Raw genomic sequence first — 18,315 nt, 5'->3', positions numbered from 1 at the left:
CACCTGCCTCTCTATTTTCCGGGATCTACCGCGGGAATCACCGGTATGTAATGGATTTTACGGAAATCGTGAAGATCCACCGCCTTTATGCCCGTGCTCTCAAGTGCTGTAAGCAGCCAATCCAGCTCATCAGCAGGATCTGGCGGCGGCGGTGTATTGCGTACGGCGGGAGGGTCTTCGATGTTCGGCTTCTTGTCCACCGCAGGTCGCTCATCCGTCTTGCCCACATCTTTCGGGAGCGGATCTACAGGTCGCGTCAGAGCGATGGAAATAATGCTGCCGCGCGGTATGGTCGCGGCAAACGCGGCTGCATCCGCGGCATTCCGGAACGTCCCCGCCGCATGACGTACATTTTCCTTGACAGCATAATCGATCCCTGCCGCCTTTACCGCCTGTAGCAGTGGATCTGTGAATGTCGTGCGCGGCGCACGAAAAAGTGTCGGCGCTTTTGGCGAGAGCGTCGCGACAACCTGCTGGGTGCGGCAAAGTTCCGCGAGCAAACGATCCGTCGGGAGCTTCTCCGCGCCACTGATACCGACAAAGGTGTAGTTACCGATCTCATACCCGGTATCATAGATTCGACGGATTGTCTCCGGCTGCTCTGCCGCATTTTGTCCCTCGACGAAGAATATCGCCGAGGCATTGTGTTTCTGCAGAACATCCAGAAGCCGCTCCGCAAGGGGGCGTTCCGGCAAACCGTCGAACACGATGGCGACACGTGCGCTGTCATCCAAAAGTCGCGTCACAACCTCCGCCGGCTTCTCCCCGTTCGTCAAACGCTGCGCGGCAGCAGCAATCTCCTCGGACGCTGCATACGACGCACTGAGATCCGTCAGCTCCGCCTGTGTATCCGACTTCTCAATCACATAGTCCCGAAAGAGGATCCATATGCCGCAGACGAGCAGAAGTCCAAGGAGTGCAACGCCCCCCAACTTACGATAATTCATCTGCAGCTCCTTTCCTCAAAGGCTCCAGTATTGAAAGCCCTCGCGCATGGTTTCCTCACGCGAAAAAAGCCCCTTCACATCAATGATGAGATGCGGACCGTCCGCGCGGAACAGTCTGCTCTGCTCACTCCACGTCATACTGCGGAACTCATCATGTGCCACGAGATAGACAATGCAGTCCGCATCACGCACCGCATCCCGATGTGTGATATCAAAACCGTATTCATCGCGAAATACCTCATCATCTACACGTGGGTCGACCGCCCAAAGATTCAGATTGTACTCCGCAAGCCTGCGATAGACATCTGCGGCACGCGAGTTTCGGGTGTCGGGGCAGTTCTCCTTAAACGTCATTCCCATGAGATAGACACGTGCCTCGGCAAGATCAACCTTTGCGCGCACAAGTTCGCGCACAACCGTCTATGCAATGTAGCTGCTCATGTCGTCATTGATGCGTCGACCCGTCGAGATGAGCTGCGAGTGATAGCCGAGGTTCTGCGCCTGATAGATAAAGTAGTACGGATCCACACCGATGCAGTGGCCGCCGACAAGTCCGGGGCGGAAGCCGAGCGCGTTCCACTTTGTATTCATCGCCTCGACAACCTCGCCCGTGTCGATCTCCATCCGATGAAATACCATGGCGAGCTCATTCATAAAGGCAATATTGATGTCCCGCTGGGCATTCTCCGCCACCTTCGCCGCCTCCGCCACGCGAATACACGAGGCACGGAAGAGCTGACGAATGATCCGCCCATAGACATCCGCAACGTCATTCAGTGTATCCCCGTCCATACCCGAGACGATCTTTACGATATTTTCAAGGCGGTTCACACGGTCACCCGGATTGATTCGCTCGGGCGAGTAGCCCACCTTGAAATCCACACCTGCGCGCAGCCCCGAGATCTCCTCGAGGAGCGGGCAGCAGATATCCTCCGTCACGCCGGGATAAACTGTGGACTCGTAGACCACGATGCTGCCGCGCCGCAGATTGCGTCCTACCGTGCGCGTCGCCTCCTTCAGCGGCTCAAGGTCAGGTGTCTTGTCACCATTGATCGGTGTCGGCACAGCAACGACGATAAAGGATGCCTCATGGATACGCTCCTCGTTCGACGTAAAGTCAATCCTCGTCTCGCGTATTCCCTGTGCACCAAGCTCTCCGGTGAGATCCCTGCCCATACGGTATGCGGCAATCTTGTCCACATTGTAATCATACCCGATGACTGAAAAATGCTCGGAAAAGGATGCCGCCAGGGGCAGTCCAACATAGCCCAGTCCTACAACAGCCAGTTTTTCACTGCCCCGTTCCAGTCGCTCCAACATATTCAAAAATTCTCCTTTCTCCGATTATTCTTCATAATTTTTGAAATATCGCGTCAGTGCCCCCCAGATTGTCCTGCTCCGCTCGTGCGTCTGCAAATCCCACAGATGAAAATACTCGATAGAGAAGTTCAGATCTTTTTTCACCGTATACGACCACCCTACACCCCAACCACGGAAGCCGCCGCGCACTGGACCTCTGAGCGCAGCGTCATAGCTCATATAGTCCGCAGAGCCATTCATCGTATGGCTCACGTACGTGGAACTCGGCTGATGATAATACTTCAGAAAATAGGAGGAAGAACCCGGTCGCCATGCACTCGCACCGCCGCGCTCCAAAGTGAAAACATACCCCGTTCCATTGCCGGCCGCGTGATCCCTTCCATAGAGGAGCATTGCACCAAAATCGAATGCACCGATCGGCTTTCGATAGTTCAGCATATAGATATTGCGCGTCGCATTGCCGATCTTGTCAAAGCGGTACATCCCCGCTTCCGCCTTATAGGTTTTCGCATCGTAGGAGGCGGTCAGATTCGCGACCGTGTGTGCACGGTCAATTCGTCCGTATTCCGCCGCATAGGTAATCGGCGCTCCCATCGAAAATCGTACGCCACGAAACTTGCTGTCGTAGATATTCCCCTCTGCCATCGTTGCACCAAACACGCCGACGGTTGTTTGAGCAGCTCCCAGGCTTCCGGTCAAATAGTAACGATCCAGCTTCAGTTTTCCATCCTTATCGCCTCCGCCGCCCGTCAGTCGCTTTTCATACTCGACCATCCCTGCGGCGTGCCAATTCCCATCAATGTCATAGTCCGGATAGATGCGGGCACGTACGCGGGAACGACTGTCCCCGCGCTCACCCCCGGCGGAGCGGGAGGCATCAATCCGCACCTCGGCATCGACCTTCACACGCGGAACCTTTGCTTCGGGCAGAAGCACCGATGCATAGAGCTGCTGCTCGGCATTCTCCCGATCCATATAACCTGTCTCTGCCAAATCCTCAATGAATGCAGAGCGCAAACGCGCGGCAAGCGCAAGAACCTGCGGCTCGACCAGGGGCTCGGCAGATATGGAAGAATCGCCGCCGTCCTCCCCCGTCAGGGAGGTGAAGATCATCTGCTGACGCTCCCGCACCTTCGCCAGGGCAAGCTCCCGTTTTTGACGGCGCACCTTTGCAAGTGCATAATCACGAGCAGCGAACTGAAGCCGACGACTCGCGGCAGCAGTCCGCTCCTGCAACGGCTGCATGACCTCGAGACGATTCTCCCCGCGCATGGATTGGCGAGCGAGCAGTTCTTCCGCCTTTCGCGCGTCTGTCTGCGCTGCTTCGTACCCTTTCAGCGCATACCTCTCCTGCTCCCAATAGAGCTTCATATGTGCTTCATCGCGTACGGCAAGGCTCGTGATGCGTCCGTACTCATCCGCCAGCGTCCCCTGCTGGATGCGGTCGATCTCATGCAGTCCCTGTGCCACAATCTTTGTCAGATCATCGTGCGGAATGCTTGCGGCTTCCCGCCCGCCAAGATCAATGTAGCCTTCCTCTTCCAGATGATGCACCGCATCATATACCCATGACGGTGTTGTCTGCGCAAATGTTGCGTGCGGCAGTGTTCCCGCAAGCATGCACAACAAGCAGGCAGTTCCGTATCGATATCGAATCATGAATCTGTTGTCCCTCCACAATGGCGTAATGTGAAATAATTATACGTCTATGATCTGTACTTCAAAGGAATAATGAATCATTTAATTTAGGATGATAGCCCCATTATTTTTATCGTTATTTTCTCATCATGTAGTAAGTTTAGTCAAGAAAAAATTTTCTTAAAAAAGAAAAAATATTAGTCAAACAAAAATTCAGAAAATAAAACAAACGTCTACGTTCCTTCTATTGATATGATGTAGATAAAGCAACACAGAGGCAGTAGGCGGTTCCTTTTTGCATAAAATTGATACAAAAGACAAGAATTTCGCATATAAATTCCTGCATTTCTGAAATTTTGATACAGGACTTTTTACATAGTATGGAAAAATATTTTTTATTTTTCACGCGAAATAAAGTAAGGACGAACTTCCTCCAAAAAAACAGGCTCATCCAATCAGATGAACCTGTTCCACAGAATTGCTTTGTTCACGAAGACGATTCGACATTTGTTTTCTGACAGTCCGGACAGTACCCAAAAAAATACATCTGCTGTGAAACAATACGATACCCCGTGACGGAAGCAACGTTCTTGTCAAGAGACGGAAGCGATGCAATGGGAACATCCGCGACCTTATCACAGACAATGCATCGCACATGAGGATGCGCAGAGATATCCGCATCGTAACGGAACGCCTCCTCCCCTACATTCAGCTCTCGTACAATGCCAATCTCACAGAACGCATCAAGTGACTTGTAGACCGTTGCAAGGCTCATCGTCGGATAGTTTGGACGCAGCTCCTTGTAGAGCGTCTCTGCCGTCGGATGCTCCGTTGTCGCAGCAAGTGCGGCATAGACGGCAAGGCGCTGCGGTGTCACCTTCTTTTTATTCTGACGGAGGATATCCGTCACCTCACCAAGGGTCAGCATCGTATGTTCTCGCATAATCATTCCTACATTTCTTTTCTATCAAATCTAAAATCATTATTATTTATGTATTATAATACTCTATCCGAAAACGCCTGTCAATAGTCCCGTTATGAGAATCGATGATATCTTTTGCACGGCACGAAAATCATGGTATAATGGAAAACATTCAATCGAAAAAGAAAGGTTTGGTTTCATGCGCATCTCCGATATTCCCGCAGCGATTGCAGGCGAACTCTCCATTCGTCCGCAGCAGGTCGAATCCGTTATCACACTCCTCGACGACGGCAACACGATTCCCTTCATTGCACGCTACCGCAAGGAGGCGACCGGCTCCCTTGAGGACGAGGTGCTGCGTCAAGTGGAGACGCGTCTCACCTACCTGCGCAGCCTTGTCAAACGCCAGGAGGAAATCCTTGCACGCATCGAGGAGCAGGGTAAGCTGACGGACGATCTGCGTACAGAAATCGAAGCCGCCGAAAAACTTCAGACACTCGAAGATCTCTACCGCCCCTACAAACAGAAGAAACGCACACGCGCCTCCATTGCCCGTGAGCGGGGGCTGGAAAACCTTGCAAACACGATGCTGCTCCAACGAGAGGCCAAAGGCTCGCCCAAGGAAGCTGCTACACCGTATGTAAATGCAGAAAAGGAAGTCCCAACGGTCGCCGACGCACTTGCGGGTGCGCGTGATATCCTCGCCGAGACGATCATGGACGAGGCGGAGCTGCGCCGCCTCATGCGCGAAAAGTTTTGGAGAAGTGCCGTCCTTGAAACGACGCTCAATGCCGATGCCGAGGATGCACAGGTCTTTCAGATGTACGACGGCTACAGCGAGCCCGTCCGCACACTTCCCTCGCATCGGATTCTCGCCGTCAATCGCGGTGAGAAAAAGGGCTGTCTCGTTGTCCGCATCGCTGTCAACCACGAGGACAACATCGCGTGGATTGACAAGAGGATCCATCAGCGTCCCTCGATTTTCGAAGGAGAACTGCATGCGGCGATTGAGGATGGCTACAAGCGTCTGCTCGTCCCCGCGCTCGAACGTGAACTGCGCACACAGCTGACTGAGGCTGCCGAGGAAAAGGCGATCGCCGTGTTCGGGCACAACCTCCGTCAACTCCTCCTGCAGCCGCCCCTCGCAGGCCATACCGTTCTTGGGCTTGACCCCGGCTATCGCACGGGCTGCAAAATGGCACTCGTCGACGCAACGGGCAACGTCCTCGCAAGCGGCGTGATACAGGTCACACGGAGTGACGGCGAACGCAGATCGGCGGCACAGACCCTGCTGAAGCTCATCAAGGCGCACGGGGTTACGCTCATCTCGATCGGCAACGGCACTGCTTCCTACGAAACGGAGCAATTCGTTGCCGCACTCATCCGCGACAACGATCTGAAGGATGTGCACTACCTTATCACGAACGAGGCGGGTGCCTCCGTCTACTCCGCCTCTCAACTCGCGAAGGATGAACTGCCCGACTACGATGTCACGATTCGCGGTGCAGTCTCCATCGCGCGGCGCGTACAGGATCCGCTCGCAGAGCTTGTGAAGATCGATCCGCAGGCGATTGGCGTCGGACAGTATCAGCACGATGTCAGTCAAAAACAGCTCAAGGAGACACTGGACGCAACCGTAGAGGATGCGGTGAACCATGTCGGCGTTGACCTCAACACCGCCTCCCCCGCTCTGCTGAACCGCATTGCGGGAATCAACGCGACGATTGCAAAGAATATCGTCGCCTATCGCAACGAACACGGACGCTTCACAAGCCGCAAGACACTCCGAAAGGTCGCACGCCTCGGCGATGCCGCCTTTACGCAGTGCGCGGGCTTCCTGCGCATCCACGAGGGCGAAACGCCGCTTGATAGCACTGCTATTCATCCCGAGTCCTATGAGCTTACACGCTCCATCCTCGCGGAGCTCGGTGTCAGCGAGGACGATCTGCGCGACCGTGCGAAGCTCCCTGCCCTCGCCTTAAAGACCGCACAGACAGCGGCAGCACCGCTTGCAAAAAAACTCAGCGCGGGTATTCCGACCGTCACGGACATCCTCAAGGCAATTGCACGTCCCGGGCGTGATCCGCGCGAGGATCTGCCCGCACCGCTCACACGTCAGAACATTGTAAAGCTCTCCGATCTCGCCGTTGGCACCATCCTCAAAGGAACGGTACGCAACATCACGGACTTTGGCGCATTCATCGACATTGGGCTGAAACAGGCGGGGCTTCTCCACATCTCCGAGATGAGCCACCGCCGCGTGCGCCATCCGCTCGACGCACTCTCCGTCGGCGACTCCCTCGACGTTATGATTATCAGCATTGACGAGGCACGCGGCCGTATCGGGCTCTCCCTGAAACGCATGAAAAAGGAAAAGGTACGCGCATGAATCTTCTTGAACGCACAATTTCTAAGATCACAATTCCCGTCACAGATCTTTCTGCCGAGATCGATAGGGCTATGACGTCACAGGACGGCGTGGACTTTGGGCGGCTGAACGATGTACTTTTCCGCTATATCAGTATCACGGGCGAACGCCACCCCGCTCCCCCACAGACGAGCGTTGTCATCTCCTGCGCCGATCACGGTGTCGCCGCCGAGAGCGTCAGTGCCTACCCGCCCGAGACCACGCTGAACATGATGTGCAACTACCTCATCGCACGCGGCGGTGCAGCGAACGCCGCCGCAAACTATGCAAACGCAAACCTTATCGTTGCCGATCTTGGCGTGAATACGGAACACACAGACATCCACGGACTTCTACACCACAGCATTGCACGCGGAACGGCAAACATGACCAAAGGACCTGCCATGACACGCGCACAGGCAATCCAGTCCATTGAAACGGGCATCGCAATCGCAAATGACTGTGCCAATCGTGGTGACCGCTGCATCCTGCCCGGTGAGATGGGCATTTCCAACACAACATCGAGTGCGGCGATGGTCGCGGCATTCCTCGGACTGCCCCCCGAGGAGGTCACGGGACGCGGCGCGAATATCTCCGACGCGCGTCTCGCGCATAAGGTTGAAATCGTCCGCCGCACCCTCGATGTCAACCGCCCCGATCCGCATGACGGTCTGGACGTGCTCGCAAAGGTCGGAGGATTTGAGCTCGGCTGCATTGCAGGGCTCATTCTCGGGGCGGCTGCACGGCGGATGCTCGTCATTCTCGATGGGGCAAATACCACATCTGCGGCACTCGTAGCACACGCACTTGCGCCGAACTGCGTGCATTATCTCCTCGCCTCGCACGCATCGCTGACAGAACACTCGCATCCGCACGCGCTGCACCACCTCGGACCTACGCCGATCCTCCGCCTCGATATACGCCTAAGCGAAGCAGCAGGCTCGTCGATTGTGCTTCGTACGCTTGGGCAGATGCTAAAGGTCTGGGAAACAATAGATACTTCACCAGAGGAGGCGATCCACCGCCCCCTTATCGGCGCGCTTTGCTCGCCACTTCCCCCGCAAGCGGGGGAAGCTAATATGGCGTTATTAAAAGCCGCCCCCGTCACAGAGGGGGAGTGGAATCGCAAAGCGGCGGTGGGGTCACTGCGTCTTCCCCCTCCCAACCAATCCTCTATGTCCGCCTGTCAATACCGCCTCGATAACCTCGCAAAGCCCATCCACAGCCTCGGCTATCTTGAGCGGATTGCCGTACGGCTCGCGGGCGTGATGCACTGCGAGCGTCCTCCTCTGAACACACAGGCGGCACTGCTCCTGATCACAGAGAGCGAAGCACTTCCCGAAGTTCTCGTGCGCATCCTCTCAGCCCTGACGGATACACGCGGCATCCCCGTCCACATCCTCACCTCACACGACAGCGAGGACGCATACGCAGCTGCATACCGTCTCGCCCGCAGCTCCCCGATCCTTATCCTCGGCACAGATGAACACAAGGCGAGTGCCGCCATCACCGATGCGCTCACAGATGCCCTGCACGGTGCGGCGGTGGGCGGCAGTCTCATCCTCCCCGGCGATGCACGGACAGATCGTCTCGCACACAAGACAGAAGCAAACTCCCCCGCCCTCACTCCCCATCTCCTCCATGTTCTCCCCGATATGCTCACCATCGACACGGAATTGACCGCCGGCATCGCCGGCATCTTCGGCATCGACATCCTACACGCTGCTCTCCACGTCGTAAACGACATGAAAACCTTCACCGAGACCGGTGTCGCCGTCGCCATCGACGGCGCAGGCGCAGGACGACAGGTGCATGAACAGACAAAAAAATAAGGGACTGTTGCATAAACGCCCCTATCGACTCGCTGCGCTCGCCACTTACTGACCTGTCCGAGAAGCAAGCCCAAAGGGGGTAGCTGATCGGGAAACAGGTCGTATGGGAAAACGACCCAAGAACACGAGCGTTAGCGACGTGTGATTGGATGACGTTGACCGCTCCCCCGTTGCGACGGGGGAAGCTAAGATGCCATAATCCTAGCCTCCCCCGTGCGACACGGGGGAGGGGGACCGCGCAAGCGGTGGAAGGGGCGCTTGTAGCGATACCGTTGACATAATGACAAGGGGCTGTTGCACGCAGTTAGAAAACTTCGTGCGACAGCCCCTTATTTTTTGCCTTTATACCGTAACCTCAAGCTGTCCCTTCTTGAACACCTTGCCGATGGTGCCGAACTGGAAGGTTGCCGTTTCCTTGACGGTAAAGCGACCGTAGGTAGTCCCCGCGCGATAGTTCGAGTTGAATGCCTCGCGCATACCGCCCGCCGTGTGCATCTCCTCCCCGTAGACGAGGAAGGGGTTTGGTACGACGGCAAAGAGATTGTTGCCGAGCGGCATCCCCCAGAAGTCCGCATCACGCGTCGGAGTGACGGCGACAAAGCGTGGTTCGAGCTCGGGGCGGCTGAGGCGCAGCTGCATATTTGTGCAGCGCATCCCCTGCACTTCGTAGAGCTTGATGAAGTCGTCCTGCGCCTTCTTCTTTTGGAACATCGTCCCCATGACATCGTAGAGCGCATTGTAGTCGCGTACATAGTCTGCCGCACGCTCGGCAGGGGTTCGTTCACGCAGCTCCTGCACAGGAATCTGCTCCAGCGAAGCCGCCGCATCGGCGGCTTTTTTTCGTGCGGCTTCATCCTGTTTCGCACGGTCACTCGGTGTTGCTTCCTTGCCTCCCGTCGCACGCGCATAGCTTCCGGCTGCCCGCTCCATCGCATTCATCGGCTTCGCCGGCTGCCCCGCTGCCAAGGGATTCGGCGACGGCGCGGCGGCTCCTGTATATGCACGCGAAAGGTCGCGTTTCATCTCCTCATTGAGGAGATCGCTCACCGATGGGACAGCACGCTGTGCGGCGGCGTTCGCCTCAGCCGCAGGATTGTCAGGCTGCTCCTTCTGCACCTCCCTGCGCGGCGGTATCTCACCCGCACGCCGCTCTGCCGCCTCCAGCCGCTCTACCAGTTCATCAAGGCGACTCTGCTGACGCAGCGCCATCTTTTCGAGAAGCGTGACGCGCTTCGCGAGCTCATGAATCCGTGTCAGTTCGTCGGTTCCCATTCCCCTGATTTACCCCTTAAACTTCAATCTTCGCTGCACGCGCAAGCACCTCACGCGCCTCGCGCACAATGCGATCCACAATCACCTTGACCGGTTCGACCTCACGCAGGAGTGTCAGCGTCTCGCCCGCCTGCATCATGCCATTGACGACATCACCCTCCACGGCGGCGAGCTTGTTCGTGCCCGTCGCACGGTCGAGCAGCTCCTGTTTCGTCGCCTTGCCCGAGAGTTCGAGCGCGACAAAGTCCTCCGCGAACTTGTTCTTGATACCGCGTACCGATCCACCGATGGTGAAGCCCGTCACAATCGTATCCGTGTCCACCGCCTCGATCAGCTTCGCCTTCATATTGTCATGCACAACGCACTCCTCGGCGACGAGGAAGCGCGTCCCCATCTGGATGCCCGCCGCACCCATGAGAAGTGCTGCCGCAAGCCCGCGTCCGTCGCCGAAGCCGCCCGCCATAACGACAGGGAGGTTTACCTCTGGGATGACCTGCTCCATCAGCGGCATCGTTGAGAGCACGCCGATGTGACCGCCTGCCTCCATGCCCTCGACGACGATCGCGTCCGCGCCCTTTTCCTCCACACGCTTTGCGAGCTTCACACTCGGCACAACGGGGATGACCTTCACGTCCGCCGCATGGAGTTTCTCAAAGTACGGAACGGGATTGCCCGCACCGAGCGTCACGAACGCCGGCTTTTCCTCACAGATCACATCCACGATCTCGTCCTTGTTCGGTGCCATGAGCATCACATTGACACCAAACGGGCGATCCGTCAGCGTACGGCAGCGGCGAATCTCATCGCGCGTATACTCCGTCGTACGCCCGCCCGTCGAGATGATGCCCGCACCGCCCGCATTCGACACCGCAGACGCGAGATTCGCCTCCGAGATCCACGCCATGCCGCCCTGCAGGATAGGAACCTCGATTCCCAAGAGTTCTTTGAGCTGATTTGCCACGTTACTACCTCCTATATTATACGCGCTCTATGCCCGCAACGGCATAAGCAGACATCCCTTCACCGCTGCCCGTGAACCCGAGCCGCTCCTCCGTCGTCGCCTTGACATTGACATCGCCGACCGCCACACCGAGCAGACGCGCAATATTCTCTCGCATCCGAGGGATATACGGCAGCAGCTTCGGTGCCTGCGCGACAATCGTTGCATCCACATTGCCGATGGCATAGCCCTCCGCACGCACGAGACGAACGACCTCCGCAAGGAGCTTGCCGCTGTCCGCGCCCTGAAAACGCTCATCCGTATCCGGAAAATGCGTCCCAATGTCCCCGAGTGCCGCCGCACCGAGAATCGCATCCGAGACAGCATGCAGCAGCACATCCGCATCCGAATGTCCGAGCAGCCCCTTTTCATACGGCACATCCACACCGCCGAGGATCAGCTTTCGCCCCTCGACCAGACGATGCACATCATAGCCCATGCCAAAACGCGTCATTCGCCTTCTCCCTTCCGCCGCCGCACGACACCCCCGAGGAGACGCTTTGCCTCATGCACAGCCGTCTTCATCAGCTCACCTGCGCCCATATCGTTGCGCAGGATTGCCTCCGCGACCACCATGTCCTCGGGCGTCGTCACCTTGATATTGCTGTACTCACCCTTGACAATGTGCACGGGAACACCGATGCGCTCCACAAGGCTCGCGTCGTCCGTCCCGAGAAACCCATCCTCATCTGCGCGGCGGTTCGCCTCGCGCAGGATCTCCTTGCGAAACCCCTGCGGGGTCTGCACCTGCCACAGCGTACTGCGCGGCGGCGTCGACACGACAATATTGTCCTCCGAGGCAATCTTGATCGTATTCTTCTCAGGTACGGCGACAATCGCCGCCCCCTCCGCGCGTACCACACGAATGAGCGCCTCAATCGTCTCACGGCGGATCAGCGGACGCGCCGCATCGTGCACAAGTACAATATCCGCCTCCTCCGAGACAACGGCAAGTCCGTTGCGGATCGAATACTGCCGCTCTGAGCCGCCCTCGACTACCTGCCACGGAGCAAGCCCCTTCACACGGCTGAGAAGCCCCTTCACCGCATCGACCTCATCCGCACCGACGGCGACGATCAGTTCACCGACCTCGGACACCTTGGAAAACGTGAGCAGCGTCCGCAGGAGCATCGGTTTGCCCGCGAGCGTCAGAAAAACCTTGTTCAGTCCAGCATTCATCCGATGTGCCTGTCCCGCCGCAGGGAAGACAACACTAACCATATATTCCCTCCTGTGCGCCCTGTGATTACCGCGTCAGCTTTGCAAAGATCATGCGCCCCGCCGCCGTCTGCAGTGCCGAAGTCACCTCGACAGACACAACCTCGTTCATGCAGCGGAACCCGCCGTCCACAACGATCATCGTGCCATCATCGAGATACGCGAGCCCCTGCCCGTGCTCCTTGCCCGGACGGACAATCTGCACCGTCATGAGATCGCCGGGGATCGCGACCGGCTTCACCGCATTCGAGAGCGCGTTGATGTTCAGCACGGGAACACCACGCAGCTGTGCAACCTTGTTCAGGTTGAAATCGTTCGTGATGATCTTGCCGCCGACCTCCTGTGCCAGCTGCAGGAGCTTCGAGTCCACCTCTGCAATGTCCTCAAAGTCCGTCTCCGTGACCTCCACCTTCATGCGCGACTCCTTGCGGATCTTTTGCAGAATGTCAAGCCCTCTACGTCCGCGCACGCGCTTTAGAGAATCCGGCGAATCCGCAATATGCTGCAGTTCCTCAAGAACAAACACCGGAATGAGCAGCGTCCCCTCAAGAAATCCCGTCTCACAGATATCCGCGATGCGCCCGTCAATGATGACACTCGTATCGAGCAGCTTGTACTGCCGATCCGACTGCGCGGAGGATGCCGCCGTCTGCGTGGAGACACGCCCCTCACGAGCGCGCGACATATCGCGCAGGAAACGCGGGATAAAGTCAAAGACGGCCGCCAGCTCCTCCTGCTTTCGCACCATGATATGAACACCGAGATAGCCAAGCACAATGCTGAACACGATGGGAATATAGTCGCCGACAATCGGTATCATAGAAAACGCGTCACCGAGGAGACGCGCAATGATGAGTCCGATAAAAAGTCCGATTGCCCCTGCGATCACATCCCGCGTCGGCATCTTGCCAAGCTGCCCCTCCACCCACACGGAGAAACGTCTGAGGCGTCCCGTGAAGAACGGCGCGAGCGGATAGCCGACCACGCCGCCGATAGCAGTACCGATGAGAATGCAGAGAAGTCCCGCCGGCGAGAGCCCAAGCACCCCGAGCTCGACATGCCAAAACGATGCCGCGAAATAGCCGCTCACCGTCGGAATCGCAAGCTCAAACAGAGTTCCGCCGACAATCGCCATGATGAGCACAATGAAAAAACGTAAAATACGATCGAATAACAAGCATTCACCTCCTCTCATCTGTTTATGGTTGGAAAAGAAACGAATCTCTCCCTTCTCAACTCTTTCAGTATAATAAAAAAAATTCGCATTGTCAAAACAGAGCTTTTGAAAATGAATGTTACTCTTGACATCTATATGGTTTTTCATATAATAATTATCGTGCTCATTATTTATCATCTCTACAGGAAAGGATTTTTCAAGGTATGTCATTCAAAGGAAAATTGCGTCATGGACGATATGCACTTCTGACCGCTGCTGTACTCGCCTGCATTGGTGCGCCGCACGGATACGCAGCAGAGGACGTTTCGGGGGGGGGGGGGAGTAAGTCAAAAGTCTCAACAAAAGATATCCACGTGGAGGTGGACTTCGATAAAGAGATGCTCAAGGAAGCTCCCGAGACAAAGACGATCATCTCCCGTGCCGATCTTGACCGCAAGGGTGCACGCACGCTCTCGGACGCACTCGCGGCAGAGCAGGATGTCCAGATGGGCACGGACAACATGGGGCGTAAGACCGTCAGCATTCGCGGTGCCGAGCCGCGCCACACGCTCATCCTCGTCGACGGACGCAGACTGGCGGGCGGCCTCAGCAAGTACTATGGCGCGACAGACGAGGTGAACCGCATCGGGCTCGATGACATCGACCACATTGAGATCATTCGAGGCTCGGGTACGGCACGCTACGGTGCAGACGCCATCGGCGGTGTCATCAACATCATCACGAAGGTCTCGCATCGGCAGGGCGTCCGTCTCACGACCGAAGGATCGTGGATCGACGTGAAGGGACATCAGTACAACCACAGCATCGGATACTCCACGGGCGACCTTGGGGGCGGGACGTATATGGACTTCTCCTACGGATGGAGCAAGACCGCCCCCTTCCTCTACGACAGAGACGGCTCGTCCATGCAGTACTACGGCGAGCGCAATCCGATGAGTGCACGCGCTGAGTTTACAATCGGCAAGGACGAGACGATCACCATCTCTGCAGACCGCCAGACGGAAGACCTGCAGAAGGATACATCACTGGGCAGAGTCATAGATATGATTGCCTATGAGGATGCATGGCGCAATAATTTCAGCATCGATTGGAAGAAGCAGACAAGCCGCACGGACTATCACGTGCGCCTCTATCAGACGGAACACAATTCCGATGTGAATTATGATGTCTTTGGCAAGCCTGGTGTCCCCTACCGTCATATGTACTTCGATTACTTTAATCGCATAGATAATGTCATGGAGGCATCGATCGGTGTAATGGCGCACGACAAGCACTATGTGACCGTCGGCGCGGACTATCACGATGAATACGGTGAGGGAACACGAATCCACGTCCCAGGGCAAACGGCGCGTGAAGTATCCAGACTCTATGTCCGCCCCGCCAAGGATAATCCATCCATCATTTCAAAGACGACAGCAAAAGCCGATGTCTATGAAACCTCGCTGAGCTACTACAGCGCCTACATCATGGACGACTGGCAGGTCGGCAAGAAGTTGCTTGTGATCCCTTCTCTGCGCTATACGAACCACAGTCACTTCGGCGTAAACGTCTCCCCCTCCATCGGTGCAACGTATAAGGCACGCAACAATGTGCGCTTTAAGACGAACATTGGCACGAGCTTCGCGACAGGTGGCATTGCCGAGCTCTACCATGACTGGGAGATGTATGAACCATCGCTGAATGCCAGCCCCCCCATTCGAAACGGATGGTTCTTCCAAGGCAATCCTGAGCTGAAGCCCGAGAAGGCACTCAACATGGACATCTCCGTCGAAAAGGACTTCGACAAGAAGACGAGTGCGAAGATCACACTCTTCCGCAACGATTACAAAGACTATATGCAGATCATGTATAAGGGAGAAAAGGACAGCAAGAATCTCTACGGACGTACTTATTATGATCGGCAAATACTATATCCGGATCCCTATGGCTGGTACAGTTATGACGATCTTGTAAACAATCTCAACGCAGCGAACAGTTGGAGCGATATTGAAAACGATGTGATTGATGAGACGGATTATGCGAAGGGCATTCCTGCTACGGATGATATCTATACCTATGAGAACATCGCCAAGGCGCGTACACAAGGCATCGAGGCAGAGGTTTCTCATCAGGTTGCACGTGATTTCAATATCAAGGCGGGATATACCTATCTCGATGCTTATGACCGTCAGACGGGCAAGCGCCTCGAGGGACGTGGCCGGCACATGCTGAACCTCACGATGACGTACAGCGACCCGAAGAATGGATGGCGTGCGACCTTCTGGGGCGACTATACACGCAACTACCTTGATATTCGTGACCGCATCGCAACGGGACGCCTCACAGGCAGCGGTGCCAGGAACTTGGAACACGTCGAATTTACCGATCCCAATACAGGAAAGGTCTATCGAATGTTCAAGAATGAGGCAGATGCGAAAGCATATATGCGCGGCGACATTCAACACGATGCCACCCGCGAGAAAGTCGCCCGCGAGAAGAACTACGGTCTGTGGAATCTGATGGTCGAGAAGGACTACCACCACTTCCTTACGTTCTACGCCGGCATCACCAACATCTTCAACCAATATGACCCGTTCCTCGGAATGGGCGGGCGCATCTACCGTCTCGGTATGCGCATGATGTTCTAATCTATACAAAGGAGTTCAACTTATGTCAGGTTTTGAAAGCGCAGTCCACCTCTTTCACAGCGGCGGACTGGTCATGTATCCCCTTCTGATTCTCTCACTCATCACGATTGCGATTGCGGTGGAGCGATTCTACTACTACCGCATCAACCGCAAGGGTTCGCGTGTGTTCTTCCACGGGGTCTATCATGCTGCCGTACAACAGGACTGGGACACGATTGTAAACCTCTGCAAGGAGTACCCCTCCGCGATTGCCCGTATCATTGAGAGCGGTATGGAGAACGCATCCACGGAGACCTCGATGAAGGGCGCGTTCTCCGACCGTATGTCGATGGAATCGATCAACTTCCGTCGCTATCTCGACTATCTGAGTGCGATTGTCACGATTGCCCCGCTGCTCGGTCTGCTCGGCACGGTCACGGGTATGATTCAGACGTTCAGCGTGCTCGATGCGGGCGGCGGCGCGGCCGCGATCACGGGCGGTGTCGGTGAGGCTCTTGTCGCGACGGCATCTGGTCTCTGCGTTGCGATCATTGCATTCTGTGTCTACACCTATTTCAGCCATCAGCTCGATACGATTGTGACGGATACGGAGCGTCTCTGCGCGACGATCGTCACTGCAAAGAAAGAAAGCTGGGATGCGTAATGAATTTTAGCAATCATCGACTGAAAAAGAAGCCGGAGTTCATGATTATCCCGATGATCGACATCATCTTCTTCCTGCTTGTCTTCTTCATGATGAACAGCCTGCAGACAGTCGCGCAGAAGGCACTTGCCGTCCAGCTGCCGCAGGCACAGTCTGCGACTGCTCCGGCACAGCTCCCAATCATTATGACGATTGACGAACAGGGGCATATTACGCTGGACAACAATCCCGTGAGCATCACGGAGTCGGCGGCAATCATGAAGCGTCACATGGAGGAGAACCCGAATGCGGCGGTCGTCCTGCAGGCGGACAAGCGCACGGCACACGGTCAGGTGGTCGCCGTGATGGATATGCTCAAAGGAGCGGGGGTAAAACGGCTCTCGATTGCCGCAGAACAGAAGGGATAGATATATGGATCAACACCTCTCATGGAGAAAGGCCTATATCGTCTCTGCCGGAATTCACTTCGTGATCTTTCTCCTGCTCGCCGTCGGTCTCGCGGTCGTTGTTGCCGAGCAGGAGCAGCAGGTCTACGAGATAGATCTGCAGGCATCTGATTTTAGTCAGGGCAGCGGACACGAGGGCGGCGGAAGTGCCGAAAACCTCTTCCCCGAGCCGCTCAAGGCGGAAGAGGTCGCAAAGCGCGTCGAGACGGTGCAGCAGACGATTCCTCCTGTGACACCGACCGAGGCAGTTGTGCCGACCCCGGATGCCGTGACTGTGCCACAGGCAGCTTCTCAAACAGCTGCCCCCTCCTCCGATGCCGCACCTGCCGCCGCATCCTCCGGTTCAGCCTCAGGCAGCGGTGAGGGCAGCGGCACCGGCTCAGGATCGGGCACGGGCAGCGGCGACGGCTCAGGCGACGGACAGGGCGTAGGTTCCGGCTCGGGTGCAGGTCAGGGCTCGGGCGACGGCAATGTCTCGGGAACGGGCAGTGCCCCGTTTGATACCAACGGATTCTGGGCGGCAGTCAACGCGAACAAGGAGTACCCCTACATGGCGATGAAGCGTCGCCTGGAGGGAACGACGACCATCGTTACGACGATCAGCTCCTCGGGCGCGATTACGAGCGTGTCGATTGCCTCCTCCTCGGGGCACGGCGTGCTCGACGATGCGGCAGTTGCTGCGGCATACGCCGTCGGCAGCTATCCGAACCCCACCGGCGCGACGGTATCGGTCACAACAAATGTAAGTTTCAGTATTCGATAGGATTTCAATAAAATAGGGACTGTTGCACGAAGCTAAAAACTTCTTACAGCAGTCCCTTCTTTGTGCCCCTTTCACCGCTTGCGCGGTCCCCCTTCCCCGCCAT

General features: G+C 56.3%; 16 protein-coding genes. 6 read left to right on the top strand and 10 right to left on the bottom strand.

Features of this window, described 5'->3' with window-relative positions; genetic code table 11:
* Positions 1–11 precede the first annotated feature (11 nt).
* From HMPREF9334_RS00715 to perR, 5 genes are all read right to left on the bottom strand, one after another.
* Entirely contained in the window at positions 12–947 is a 936-nt protein-coding gene (locus tag HMPREF9334_RS00715) for a polysaccharide deacetylase family protein (RefSeq protein WP_006691592.1), read from the bottom strand.
* 15 nt (positions 948–962) lie between these two features.
* Positions 963–1,361: a UDP binding domain-containing protein gene (locus HMPREF9334_RS12830; protein ID WP_006691591.1), complete on the bottom strand. Its 399-nt coding sequence runs from the start codon at positions 1,359–1,361 to the stop codon at positions 963–965.
* Positions 1,362–1,367: 6 nt separating this feature from the next.
* Positions 1,368–2,267, bottom strand: coding sequence for a nucleotide sugar dehydrogenase (locus HMPREF9334_RS00710; RefSeq protein WP_006691590.1), 900 nt, complete (start codon positions 2,265–2,267; stop codon positions 1,368–1,370).
* A gap of 24 nt (positions 2,268–2,291) precedes the next feature.
* Positions 2,292–3,887, bottom strand: coding sequence for an RND family efflux transporter (locus HMPREF9334_RS00705; RefSeq protein WP_006691589.1), 1,596 nt, complete (start codon positions 3,885–3,887; stop codon positions 2,292–2,294).
* Positions 3,888–4,392: 505 nt separating this feature from the next.
* Entirely contained in the window at positions 4,393–4,848 is a 456-nt protein-coding gene (gene perR, locus HMPREF9334_RS00700; protein ID WP_006691587.1) for a transcriptional regulator PerR, read from the bottom strand.
* Positions 4,849–5,026: 178 nt separating this feature from the next.
* Between perR and HMPREF9334_RS00695 the strand changes: the two genes are divergently transcribed.
* Positions 5,027–7,216, top strand: a complete 2,190-nt coding sequence (locus HMPREF9334_RS00695) for a Tex family protein (RefSeq protein ID WP_006691586.1) — start codon at positions 5,027–5,029, stop codon at positions 7,214–7,216.
* A complete protein-coding gene (locus HMPREF9334_RS00690) occupies positions 7,213–9,066 on the top strand; it encodes a nicotinate-nucleotide--dimethylbenzimidazole phosphoribosyltransferase (protein WP_006691585.1) in 1,854 nt (617 codons plus the stop codon). The genes HMPREF9334_RS00695 and HMPREF9334_RS00690 overlap by 4 nt, the downstream gene beginning before the upstream one ends.
* 342 nt (positions 9,067–9,408) lie before the next feature.
* Here the strand turns inward: HMPREF9334_RS00690 and HMPREF9334_RS00685 are convergent, their stop codons facing one another.
* The 5 genes from HMPREF9334_RS00685 to HMPREF9334_RS00665 are packed head-to-tail and all read right to left on the bottom strand — an operon-like array spanning position 9,409 to position 13,733.
* Complete coding sequence (locus HMPREF9334_RS00685) at positions 9,409–10,338, bottom strand: hypothetical protein (protein WP_006691584.1); 930 nt, start codon at positions 10,336–10,338, stop codon at positions 9,409–9,411.
* A 16-nt stretch (positions 10,339–10,354) separates the two neighbouring features.
* Positions 10,355–11,299, bottom strand: a complete 945-nt coding sequence (locus tag HMPREF9334_RS00680) for a nitronate monooxygenase (protein ID WP_006691583.1) — start codon at positions 11,297–11,299, stop codon at positions 10,355–10,357.
* Positions 11,300–11,315: 16 nt separating this feature from the next.
* Positions 11,316–11,792, bottom strand: a complete 477-nt coding sequence (gene ispF / locus HMPREF9334_RS00675) for a 2-C-methyl-D-erythritol 2,4-cyclodiphosphate synthase (protein WP_006691582.1) — start codon at positions 11,790–11,792, stop codon at positions 11,316–11,318.
* Positions 11,789–12,559, bottom strand: coding sequence for a 2-C-methyl-D-erythritol 4-phosphate cytidylyltransferase (gene ispD, locus HMPREF9334_RS00670; RefSeq protein WP_006691581.1), 771 nt, complete (start codon positions 12,557–12,559; stop codon positions 11,789–11,791). Before ispD ends, ispF begins: the two co-directional genes overlap by 4 nt.
* Positions 12,560–12,584: 25 nt before the next feature.
* Positions 12,585–13,733, bottom strand: coding sequence for a PIN/TRAM domain-containing protein (locus HMPREF9334_RS00665; RefSeq protein ID WP_006691580.1), 1,149 nt, complete (start codon positions 13,731–13,733; stop codon positions 12,585–12,587).
* A 203-nt stretch (positions 13,734–13,936) separates the two neighbouring features.
* Between HMPREF9334_RS00665 and HMPREF9334_RS00660 the strand changes: the two genes are divergently transcribed.
* Genes HMPREF9334_RS00660 through HMPREF9334_RS00645 form a run of 4 tightly spaced genes read left to right on the top strand, consistent with a single transcriptional unit; the run spans position 13,937 to position 18,212 of the window.
* Positions 13,937–16,360, top strand: coding sequence for a TonB-dependent receptor plug domain-containing protein (locus tag HMPREF9334_RS00660; protein WP_006691579.1), 2,424 nt, complete (start codon positions 13,937–13,939; stop codon positions 16,358–16,360).
* Positions 16,361–16,382: 22 nt separating this feature from the next.
* Positions 16,383–17,003, top strand: coding sequence for a MotA/TolQ/ExbB proton channel family protein (locus tag HMPREF9334_RS00655; RefSeq protein ID WP_006691578.1), 621 nt, complete (start codon positions 16,383–16,385; stop codon positions 17,001–17,003).
* The gene (locus tag HMPREF9334_RS00650; RefSeq protein ID WP_006691577.1) at positions 17,003–17,410 is read left to right on the top strand and encodes an ExbD/TolR family protein; all 408 of its coding nucleotides are present in this window, start codon (positions 17,003–17,005) and stop codon (positions 17,408–17,410) included. Before HMPREF9334_RS00655 ends, HMPREF9334_RS00650 begins: the two co-directional genes overlap by 1 nt.
* A gap of 4 nt (positions 17,411–17,414) precedes the next feature.
* Complete coding sequence (locus tag HMPREF9334_RS00645; protein WP_006691576.1) at positions 17,415–18,212, top strand: TonB family protein; 798 nt, start codon at positions 17,415–17,417, stop codon at positions 18,210–18,212.
* Positions 18,213–18,315: the final 103 nt, after the last annotated feature.

It is taken from the genome of Centipeda infelix ATCC 43532 (assembly GCF_000234095.1).
Taxonomy (GTDB): Bacteria; Bacillota; Negativicutes; order Selenomonadales; family Selenomonadaceae; genus Centipeda; species Centipeda infelix.
The sequence above is the reverse complement of the archived record's forward strand: the minus strand, read 5'-3'. Positions and strand labels throughout refer to the sequence as shown.

Bases quoted from the DNA above. Each gene is read 5' to 3' on its own strand.
- HMPREF9334_RS00715 (WP_006691592.1), bottom strand. From the start codon at position 947: ATGAATTATCGTAAGTTGGGGGGCGTTGCACTCCTTGGACTTCTGCTC.
- HMPREF9334_RS00710 (WP_006691590.1), bottom strand. From the start codon at position 2,267: ATGTTGGAGCGACTGGAACGGGGCAGTGAAAAACTGGCTGTTGTAGGA.
- HMPREF9334_RS00705 (WP_006691589.1), bottom strand. From the start codon at position 3,887: ATGCTTGCGGGAACACTGCCGCACGCAACATTTGCGCAGACAACACCG.
- perR (WP_006691587.1), bottom strand. From the start codon at position 4,848: ATGCGAGAACATACGATGCTGACCCTTGGTGAGGTGACGGATATCCTC.
- HMPREF9334_RS00695 (WP_006691586.1), top strand. From the start codon at position 5,027: ATGCGCATCTCCGATATTCCCGCAGCGATTGCAGGCGAACTCTCCATT.
- HMPREF9334_RS00690 (WP_006691585.1), top strand. From the start codon at position 7,213: ATGAATCTTCTTGAACGCACAATTTCTAAGATCACAATTCCCGTCACA.
- HMPREF9334_RS00685 (WP_006691584.1), bottom strand. From the start codon at position 10,338: ATGGGAACCGACGAACTGACACGGATTCATGAGCTCGCGAAGCGCGTC.
- ispF (WP_006691582.1), bottom strand. From the start codon at position 11,792: ATGACGCGTTTTGGCATGGGCTATGATGTGCATCGTCTGGTCGAGGGG.
- ispD (WP_006691581.1), bottom strand. From the start codon at position 12,559: ATGGTTAGTGTTGTCTTCCCTGCGGCGGGACAGGCACATCGGATGAAT.
- HMPREF9334_RS00660 (WP_006691579.1), top strand. From the start codon at position 13,937: ATGTCATTCAAAGGAAAATTGCGTCATGGACGATATGCACTTCTGACC.
- HMPREF9334_RS00655 (WP_006691578.1), top strand. From the start codon at position 16,383: ATGTCAGGTTTTGAAAGCGCAGTCCACCTCTTTCACAGCGGCGGACTG.
- HMPREF9334_RS00650 (WP_006691577.1), top strand. From the start codon at position 17,003: ATGAATTTTAGCAATCATCGACTGAAAAAGAAGCCGGAGTTCATGATT.
- HMPREF9334_RS00645 (WP_006691576.1), top strand. From the start codon at position 17,415: ATGGATCAACACCTCTCATGGAGAAAGGCCTATATCGTCTCTGCCGGA.